At 65.3% G+C, this 9,566-nt stretch carries 7 protein-coding genes; 2 read left to right on the top strand and 5 right to left on the bottom strand.

From position 1 onward, the window contains the following. Positions 1–248 precede the first annotated feature (248 nt). The 4 genes from WS45_RS04495 to WS45_RS04480 all read right to left on the bottom strand — a co-directional run bounded on the left by WS45_RS04495 (position 249) and on the right by WS45_RS04480 (position 5,295). A complete protein-coding gene (locus tag WS45_RS04495) occupies positions 249–1,217 on the bottom strand; it encodes a DUF2971 domain-containing protein (RefSeq protein WP_059698451.1) in 969 nt (322 codons plus the stop codon). 69 nt (positions 1,218–1,286) lie between these two features. After that, the gene (locus WS45_RS04490; protein ID WP_179950353.1) at positions 1,287–2,309 is read right to left on the bottom strand and encodes a restriction endonuclease; all 1,023 of its coding nucleotides are present in this window, start codon (positions 2,307–2,309) and stop codon (positions 1,287–1,289) included. Between the two features lie 294 nt (positions 2,310–2,603). Then, positions 2,604–4,184: a trypsin-like peptidase domain-containing protein gene (locus WS45_RS04485; protein WP_059698447.1), complete on the bottom strand. Its 1,581-nt coding sequence runs from the start codon at positions 4,182–4,184 to the stop codon at positions 2,604–2,606. Between the two features lie 235 nt (positions 4,185–4,419). Beyond that, a complete protein-coding gene (locus WS45_RS04480; protein ID WP_059698445.1) occupies positions 4,420–5,295 on the bottom strand; it encodes a LysR family transcriptional regulator in 876 nt (291 codons plus the stop codon). Positions 5,296–5,427: 132 nt separating this feature from the next. Here WS45_RS04480 and WS45_RS04475 point away from each other — a divergent pair, with 132 nt between their 5' ends. Further along, positions 5,428–6,681: an MFS transporter gene (locus tag WS45_RS04475; RefSeq protein ID WP_059698443.1), complete on the top strand. Its 1,254-nt coding sequence runs from the start codon at positions 5,428–5,430 to the stop codon at positions 6,679–6,681. A gap of 29 nt (positions 6,682–6,710) precedes the next feature. On the opposite strand, the gene pdxR is transcribed toward WS45_RS04475, so the two are convergent. Continuing rightward, positions 6,711–8,183 (bottom strand): MocR-like pyridoxine biosynthesis transcription factor PdxR, encoded by a 1,473-nt coding sequence (gene pdxR, locus WS45_RS04470; protein ID WP_059698441.1) that lies wholly within the window; start codon positions 8,181–8,183, stop codon positions 6,711–6,713. Positions 8,184–8,344: 161 nt separating this feature from the next. Between pdxR and WS45_RS04465 the strand changes: the two genes are divergently transcribed. Beyond that, entirely contained in the window at positions 8,345–9,544 is a 1,200-nt protein-coding gene (locus WS45_RS04465) for a GNAT family N-acetyltransferase (RefSeq protein ID WP_059698439.1), read from the top strand. The last annotated feature ends 22 nt before the right edge of the window (positions 9,545–9,566 follow it).

Genomic DNA, 9,566 nt, shown 5'->3' with positions numbered 1-9,566 from the left:
TCCACGCAAGACACTAAACTTCGATACACCGGCTGAACGATTCCATCAAGCTGTTGCATCGACCGGTTGAATCCACCACCCGTCTCTGCCGTTCGACGACGGCGTGCCGCTTTGTCTCTTCTTGCACTGAAGCGGTCATGCGCGTCATCGATCACGACAGAGCTACTTCGAATCGCGACGCCCTGCTATCCTCGGTGGGCGATTTCCGTCCGTACCTCCGCCCGCATATCGATGGGGGGTTGGGGAATCTACTTCGCGCGGTACGGGGTGGACGATGTCACCACACGTTCCGCCAGTACCGGCTTGCCAAGCGTTTCTAGCATTCGCCGCACGGCCATAGTGGAACGGACCGATGCGCCGTTGGGACCCAGGATAATCTTCACCACAAGCTGTTCTAGCGTGACACCAGCGGCGGCGCCGTCGAGCGGCGCAATCCTGAATTTCAGCTTTGGCTCAACCGTTCCGCCGTTGATGAAGTAGCCGAGCATGTCTGTGAGAATCTGGTTCGGATCATAATGCCGCGAGTAGACCACTCGCCATTCCTTCTCCTCCCGAAAGCCGCGATGCTTGGTAAAGACCGAGAACATGAGAAGCCGCTCAAAAAGCTCTGACGCGCAAGCGGGAAAGGCATCTTCGGGGATGTCGTATGCGGCCACCAGTTCGGCGAATTTATTCAGAATCTGATCGATCCATGCAAGCCGTTCTTCGCTCGTCCCGTAGGTGACCGGGTCCATGCGCAGCGGTGAATGCGGGATCTCCGTTAGCGCCGCAGTATTAAACACGATAGCCGCGCCACTGCCATTCGCACCATATCCCCGCCACATTGACAGAAGACCATCATTGTCGGTCGGATCGTGTTCGGCAAAACAGGCGATGTAGATGTCGAATAGCAGACCTTTGTCGAACTGGTCATAGATCCAGAGAACTTGTTCGCGAAACCTGTCGTATTGCTCCGGATTCTTGAAGGCATTCCTGATAGAAGTGTTCTGCAGAAACCGGTTGCGGCTGTTTGCCAGGCCGAACACCAGTTCTTCGTAGTCGTTCATGTACAGCGGATTCGAGAACCAGAACTGCTCGTTCTTGACGACTGCCTCGAGCGTGGCGATCGAGCAGTAGTGCGCAATCAACGGCCTGAACGCCGGAAAACGCTGGTCAGCGGGCCGAAGGTCGGCCCAAATAGGGCGTAAGTACGCCTTATAATCAAAATTGTCTCTCATCGCGATTTACCTCCCATCCTCACTTCTTTTCGGTCGTCAGCATTCGGAATCGTATTACTTATATCGAGACTAACCTTTTATCTTGAGCTTACGAATCATGTTTCTTTGCTTTTCAGGGATGCTGAAAAGATGGATGCCTAACTCACGGCCTTTATCTGGAAAAATCATTGCGAACAATCGTTCATCGTCGACGCCATAGGCAGCGACGGCCGCACCGGCAAAGACAGAATCGTCGGTAACACGCTTCAAAATATTGAATTCGAGTTTGGAATTTCGACGCTGCCACTGGAGATTGCCAGATATAGTGATCGAATCGAATCGAAAAGGTGCTCCTTCGTCAATTTTCGCGTAAACTTCGTCCGCGCGAACATCCAATGTGTGCGTATGAGGCCATGCGGGACCTAAAGAGAAGTCACCTTGCTCGTGAAGCCCATAGGGAAACGTATGAAGGACCGTCTGTGCGGGCTCCAGAATGTAAAGGATCTCCGTAGATCTCAGCAAGACCGCGCGTTTGTATTCACCGAAGGTCGAATGCGCCGGGTGTGCAGACCCGTCACGATCATAAATTCGATCGTCATCATTAATGGTAAAAGACGTCGGGGACCCGGGTGCGCACGTAATGGATAACTTGTGCTGCGGCCAACACAAGAGGCTACCCGAGAACTGGCTCAGAAATTCGCTAGGCGTACCAACACCGGGAAAATCTGGGAAATCATTCTCAATTCGATTTTCCCACGGCTGCATAGTATAGAGATCGACGCCATGCGAAGCGGCCTTTTTACGAGCTCCATCGGTATATCCGGACGTTGAAAATATCGCCTTGTGCGTCACCTTAGGCATGTCATTCAATTTGAGGATCAACTGCTCTACAGTGCCGACATCAAGCGGCTTACCCTCGTGCTTTACCTCCGACGCTTTAAACGCCGATATTTCTCCGTCGTCGCCGACGATCGTGACCGTTATATCGACGTCCCGCTCTTTTTCTGCCGCTTCATCCAAAACCATGTCGCCGATTGTGACGTCAACCGCGTCCGGGTCGTAGCGGAGACAACACAGGCCGACAAGGTACTGCACTAACATGGGCGAGAACATAGTGTAGAGCCTTTCGAGACAAGCGATATGCATTATCGCCCAAGCCAAACTCTCTTCTCGATCTGGGAAGCACAACCGATTGGAGTGAGCTAGCGAACCCGGCGCGTCCTAGTCAGTCATGGCACGCGGCCCCTACCGCGCGGTGACGCTGAATCACAGGGACGCTGAATTATTGACAATCCGATGACCGGTTACAGGAGCGGAGCCGACGTCTAAACGTCCGACTGACGAAGAATGTGAACGGCTGAAAGTGGCCGCCAGCCGACGCTCTCCCCCCACGCCCCCATCACCCCCCTACCGCGCCCGCACCGACACAAACTTCCGCGCATTCTCGCGCTGAATCAACACGGCGATCACCCCACCTTTCGCTTCGAGCGACTGCACGTCGTCCGGCGTTTCGAGCAGCGTGTCGTTGAGTTCGAGCACGACATCTCCAGGCCGGATCCCCGCGTTCGCGGCCGGCCCGTGCACCGCATCCACCATCATCCCGACCGCGAGCCCGGTCGAACGTCGTTCGGCGTCGCTCAGCGGATGCATCGTCAGCCCGAGCCGATCGCCGCTGTCAGCCGGCCGCGCGGCCGCCATCGCCGCGCCGGCGGCACCGCCCGCGCCGACCGTGCCCGCGCCGCCCGCATTGCCCCCGCTCCCCGTCACTCCCGCGCTGTCGATCGCATCGCCGGTCCCCACGCCGGTGACCGTCAGCATCATCGGCACGCGGTTGCGGATCACCCGCAGCGGCGCCTTCGCGCCTGACGGCAATTCGGCGGCCAGGTCGTTCAGTTCGGCCGACCGGCCAATCGGCTTGCCGCCAAACTTCACGATCACGTCGCCGGGCCTCACGCCGGCCGCGGCGGCGGGCGAGCCGGGATCGACGCCGTTGACGAGCGCGCCCGCCGGACGCGGCAGGCCGAACGCCGCAGCCAGCCCGGCGCCGACGTCCTGCACGTCGACACCCAACGCGTTGCCGGACGACGCGCGCTGCGTCTGCGCACTGGCCCGCATCTGCGCCTGCACTTGCGCACGCACCTTCACGGCGAGCGCGATCGGAATCGCGAACGTCGTGCTCGCGTAGCGGTCGGCGCCCGTATAGACCTGCACCGCGATGCCAATCACGTCGCCCGCGCGGTTGAACACGGGGCCGCCCGAGTTGTCGGGATTCACCGCGATGTCGGTCTGGAAGAACGGAAACGCGCTGCCGTCGGGCAGCGCATGCGACGTCGCGCTGACGATGCCGGCCGTGACCGTGTTGCCCGAGCCGTCCGGCGCGCCCATCGTCATCACCGGTTCGCCGGCGCGCACCCGCGACGAATCGCCGATGCGCACGACCGGCAGCTTCGTCGCGTCGACGTGCAGCACGGCGACGTCGCTTTGCGGATCGACGACCAAGACCGTCGCCTTCAGGTCGCGATGATCGGCGAGTCGCACCGTGACGTCGGTCGCATCGTCGACGACATGCGCGGATGTGAGAATCAGCCCGTCGGCGCTGACGATGAAACCCGAGCCGCTGCCCGACAGCGTGCGCGGCGCCGTATCGGGCGCCGGTGGAACCTGTGCGGACATCGGCGGACCACCGCGGCGGAAGAACGCGGCGAGCGGATCGTCGGAATCGAGAATCGCGAAGGACGGGCCACCGGCCTGCTGGTCGGGTGCGGCGGTCATGATGGTCACGACTGCCGGGCCGTATCGGTCGACGATCGTCGGGAAGTCGACCGGCATCGCGTGAGGCGATGCGGCGAGCCGGTTCTTCATGACAGGCGGTGTGGCGGGCGGTGCGACGGTTCCGGCAACGGCTGCCGACGGCGACAGCAACGAGGCGAATACGCCCCCGATCAACGCGGTGCGAAGCACGGCGCGAGCAAGCGTCTGGCGAACCACGGTGCACCTCCCCCGGCAGTCGCGGCCCCGCCCCGCGCGGGCGCCGACAAGCACCGGTACACCCCTCCATTTATAGTCCACGCAGCATGCGGAACATACGAATCGAAACCCGCATGCCGGGCCGTCGCGCGGCGTCGGAGCCGCGACAGCGTTCGTTCCGGGCAAAGTTCACGGTTCGTCAATCGGAACATTCACCCGCCATCGCGGTGATGCGCGCGGCGAAGTACGTCCCGCGCTACCAGGCCAGCAGCAGAAAGTTGCGCACCACCGCCGACGGATCGTCGCGTCGCGACGCAATCGCGAGCCGCGCGCGCAGCCCGTTGCCCGCGACCTGCCGATACACGACGCCCGCGACCTGCACCTGGGTGATCGCCTTCGGCACGATCGACACGCCGAGCCCGGCCGCGACGAGCGTCACCGCCGACGCGATTTGCGGCGCGGGCTGCGCCATGCGCGGCTGGAAGCCGGCGGCATTGCACGCCGCGACGATGTCGTCGAACAGCGCACTGCCCGCTTCGCGCGGCACCTGCACGAAAGCCTCGTCGGCCAGTTCCGCCAGATCGATCCGACGCCGCTGCGCAAGCCGATGCGCGACCGGCATCGCGACGAACATCGGCTCCTCGTCCCAATCCGCGGCCAGCAACGTGTCCGCGATGCGACGCTCCGGCCGCACGATCGCGACATCGAGCCGCCCGGCGTCCAGCGCCTCGAGCAACACGCCGGAGGTCGCCTCCTGCAACGTCAGGTCCGTATCCGGAAACGCTTCGCGAAAGCGGCGAATCAGGTCGGCCACTTTCGAATTGAAGGCCGCCGTCCCGGTGAAACCGACCCGCAGTTGCCCGATTTCCCCACGCGCGGCCCGTTTTGCCGCCCGCGCCGCGCGCTCCGCATCGTCGAGCACGCGCCGTGCCTCCTCCGCGAACACCTCTCCCGCGACGGTCAGCTCGGCACCGCGCGCGGTCCGCCGAAACAGCTCCACGCCGAGTTCGTTTTCGAGCGCCTTGATCTGCTGGCTCAGCGGCGGCTGCCCCATGCCGAGCGCTTCCGCGGCCTTCGTGAAGTTCGACGTGGCCGCCACGGCCAGGAAGTATCGGAGATGGCGAAGTTCCATGTGATCTCGGGTCGATGGAAATGGCGATCGAGCCATTCTCAAAAAGTATCGCTACGGTTTCTTTCATATATTGGACATATATATGATCGTGCGCAAGAATTCGGACATTCCCCAGCCCATCGGGTACATAGCATGTCGAATCCCGCGATTTCGTCCACCGCGACTCGCGCACCAAGCGCCGCGCCGGATGCGCTGCCCGCCGGCGTGTCGCCGCGCTCGGCGGCGTACAAGCGCATTGCACTGGCACTCTTCCTGGCCGGCTTTTCCACCTTCTCGCTGTTGTACTGCGTGCAGCCGTTGCTGCCCGCGTTCGCACGCGAGTTCAACCTGGGCGCGGCGTCGAGCTCGCTGTCTCTGTCGCTGTCGACGGGGATGCTGGCGGTCTCCATCCTGTGCGCCGGCGCGCTGTCCGAACGCTTCGGCCGACGCGGGCTGATGTTCGCGTCGATGACGCTCGCGGCGCTGTTCAACGTGCTCTCGGCGATCGCGCCGAACTGGAACCTGCTGCTGATCTGGCGCGCGCTCGAAGGTTTCGCGCTCGGCGGCGTCCCGGCAGTGGCGATGGCTTATCTCGCCGAGGAAATCGCCGCCGACGGGCTGGGCCTGTCGATGGGGCTCTATGTCGGCGGCACCGCGTTCGGCGGCATGATCGGGCGAATCGGGATGAGCGCGCTCGAGGAGTATTTCTCCTGGCGCACCGCGATGCTGACGATCGGCGTCGTCGACCTGGTCGCGGCGATCGCGTTCGTGATGCTGCTGCCGCAGTCGCGACGCTTCGTGAAGCGAACCGACCTGACGCTGCGTCACCACCTGCGGCTGTGGAGCGCGCAGTTGCATCACGCGCGCCTGCCGTTCGTGTTCGCGATCGGTTTCCTCGTGATGGGCGCGTTCGTGACCGTGTACAACTACGCCGGGTTCCGGCTGACGGCCGCGCCGTTCAACCTGAGCGCGACCGCATGCGGGCTGATCTTCGGTGCCTATCTGTTCGGGATGGTGTCGTCGTCGAGCGCCGGTGCACTCGCCGATCGTCTTGGGCGCGCGCCCGTCCTCGTCAGCGGCATTCTCGTGTTCGCGGCCGGCCTCGCGCTCACGTTATCGTATTCGCTCGTCGCGATCATCGTCGGGATCGTGCTGATCACGATCGGCTTCTTCGTCGCGCATGCGGTCGCGAGCGGCTGGGTCGGGCAGCTCGCCGGGCCTGCGAAGGGGCACGCCGCGTCGCTCTACCTGCTGGCCTATTACCTCGGGTCAAGCGTGCTGGGCTCGGTCGGCGGCACGTTCTGGCAGCACGGTGCGTGGGGCGCGGTCGCCGCGTATGTCGCGGTGCTGCTCGTGCTCGGCCTGGCGGCTGCCCGCCGGATCATGCGCGAGGAACGCGTGCGGTAAGTTCCGATTCGCGGCGACGCGGCTGCGGTTCACTCTCCCGCAACCCGATGCGCGATCGTCGACAACGTCCGCAGCATCGGCGCGAACGCATCGGCCGACGTATTGCCGAAACCGAGCACGAGCCCGTTGGCCGCCGACGTCGCGTGGATCGAAAACCCCGACAGCGGAAACGGCCCGATCCCGTGCGCGCGCGCCGCCTCGACGATCGCGCGGTCGCGATAGCGTGCCGGCATCCGCAGCGCCAGATGCAGCCCGCACGGCCCGCCCTCGACCTGATGCGGCACGGCGAACGCGTCGTCCAGCGCGGCGAGCAGCAAGCGCCGCCGGTCGCGATACAACCGGCGCATCCGCCCGAGATGCCGTCCGTATTCCCCCGTCTCGATGAAATCGGCGAGCGCGAGCTGCACGTGGCGCGTCCCGCCGCGCAGCATCTCCGGCAACGCCGGCCGCACCGCGGCCAGCAGCGCGTCGGGCAGCACGAGAAAGCCGATCCGCAACGCCGGAAACATGGTCTTGCTGAACGAGCCGAGATAGACGACCGGTGAATCGGCCGCGAGCCCGTGCAACGCGCCGATCGGCTCGCCCGTGTGACGAAACTCGCTGTCGTAGTCGTCCTCGATGATCCACGCGCGATGCCGGCGTGCGGCGTCGATCAGCGCGAGCCGGCGCGAGATCGACAGCACCGCGCCGGTCGGGAACTGGTTCGACGGCGTGGTGTAGACGAGCCGCGGCGGCCGCTCGCGCCAGTCCGCGTCTTCCGCGCGCAGCCCCTCCGCGTCCACCGGCATCGGCACGACGTCGAGATCGGCCGCCTGCATCGCGGTGCGCGCGCCGCGATAGCCGGGCTCCTCGACCCAGACCGTGTCGCCCGGGTTCGTCAGCAGTTGCGCGCACAACGCGATCGCCCCCTGCGCGCCCTCGGTGATCACGATCTGCTCGGGATCGCAGCGCACTCCGCGCGTCACGGCCAGATGGCGCGCGATCGACTCGCGCAGCGCGCGCTCGCCGAGCGGGTCGCCGTACGCGAGCAGGTCGCGGCCGGCGCGGCGCAACGCGCGGTCGATCGCGTGCCGCCACGCATCGACCGGAAAATGCGACAGCGCGGGCACGCCCGGCCGGAAGCCCTCCGATTCGCCCGTGCCGATCAGGCTCGGACGGATCCGGCCTAGCCGCTGCGCGACGGCCGGCGGCGCGGCCCGCCGACGCGGTGCGGCCGGCCGCGACAGACCGACCACGCGCGTGCCGCGGCGATCGGATTGCAGGAAGCCTTCGGCGACGAGCTGTTCGTAGACGGCCGCCGTCGTGTTGCGCGACACGCCGAGCGTCTCGGCCAGCGCGCGCGTGCCGGGCAGCCGCGTGCCGGCCGGCATCGCGCCGCCGAGAATCGCGTCACGTAGACGACGCAGCAACTGCCGCTGCAAGGAAGGCGCGCCGGCCGTGCGCGCGAGCGGCGCGTCGAGCGGCAGCAGCGGCGCGGCGCCGGAAGGAATGGCAGTCGTCATCGGGATATCGCGGCGTGGAAGTCTCGGTGCATGGCGCCATCGTTGCGCGTTCGTGGCACCATAAATTTGCCACTGTCTGGCGCTTCTCATGGTACCTCGCCGGGACTACGATCGTCTGCATGCCGGCATGTCGCCGGCCGCCAACCGAAGCGAGATCGACCTTGTCCACGCTCACCAACGACTTCCAGCAGCCCATCGGCCACCCCGTTCCCGACTGGTCCGCGCGCCCGCGCCCGGAGCGCATCGTGCTCGAGGGCCGCTACTGCCGCCTCGAACCGCTCGACGCCGACCGCCATGCCGCCGACCTGTACGCCGCGTATGCGCAGGCGCCCGACGGCGGCGACTGGACCTATCTCGCGCACGGGCCGTACACCGACGAGTCGAGCTACCGCGACTACGCGCGCGGCGCGGCGGCAAGCGCCGATCCGCTGCACTACACGGTGATCGACCGCGCGACGAACCGAGCGGTCGGCACGCTCGCGCTGATGCGCATCGACCCGGCCAACGGCGTGATCGAGGTCGGCTCCGTCACGTTCTCGCCGCTGCTCAAGCGCACGCCGATTTCGACGGAAGCGCAGTACCTGCTGATGAAATACGCGTTCGACACGCTCGGCTACCGGCGCTACGAATGGAAGTGCGACGATCTCAACGAGCCGTCGCGCAAGGCGGCCGCGCGGCTCGGCTTCCGTTACGAGGGCACGTTCCGGCAGGCGATCATCTACAAGGGCCGCAATCGCGACACGGCGTGGTTCTCGATCGTCGACGGCGAATGGCCGGATGTGCGCGCCGCGTTCGAAGCCTGGCTCGCGCCGGAGAACTTCGACGCCAACGGTGCGCAGCGCGAGTCGCTCGTTGCGATCCGCCACGCGCGGGCTCGTGCGCGCGACGCAGCCGGCCGCGCGAACGACGCGACGCGCGTCACGGTCCGACCGCTCGTCGCCGCCGACGAAGCCGCATGGCGCCCGCTGTGGCAGGGTTACCAGAGGTTCTACGAGACCGCGCTGAGCGACGCCGTGTTCGCGACGACGTGGGCGCGCCTGATGGACCCCGCCGAACCGATGTTCGTGCTCGGCGCCTTCGACGCGTCAGGCACGTTGGTCGGCATCGTGCACGCGATCTATCACCGCTCATGCTGGACCGAAGGGCCGTACTGTTATCTGCAGGACCTGTTCACGGCGGCCGACGCCCGCGGACAAGGCGCGGGCGGTGCGCTGATCGAAGCCGTGTACGAGCGGGCCCGTGAAGCCGGCGCAAGCCGCGTGTACTGGCTCACGCACGAAACCAATACGACGGCGCGCGCGCTGTACGACAAGCTCGCGACCAACGCGGGGTTCATTCAGTACCGGAAAGATCTCAAGTAACGCGCGGGGGCGACCGGTCGCG

The organism is Burkholderia sp. RF2-non_BP3 (assembly GCF_001522185.1).
Lineage (GTDB): Bacteria > Pseudomonadota > Gammaproteobacteria > Burkholderiales > Burkholderiaceae > Burkholderia > Burkholderia diffusa.
Note: the sequence above shows the minus strand (reverse complement) of the source record. Positions and strands in the feature narration are given on the sequence as shown.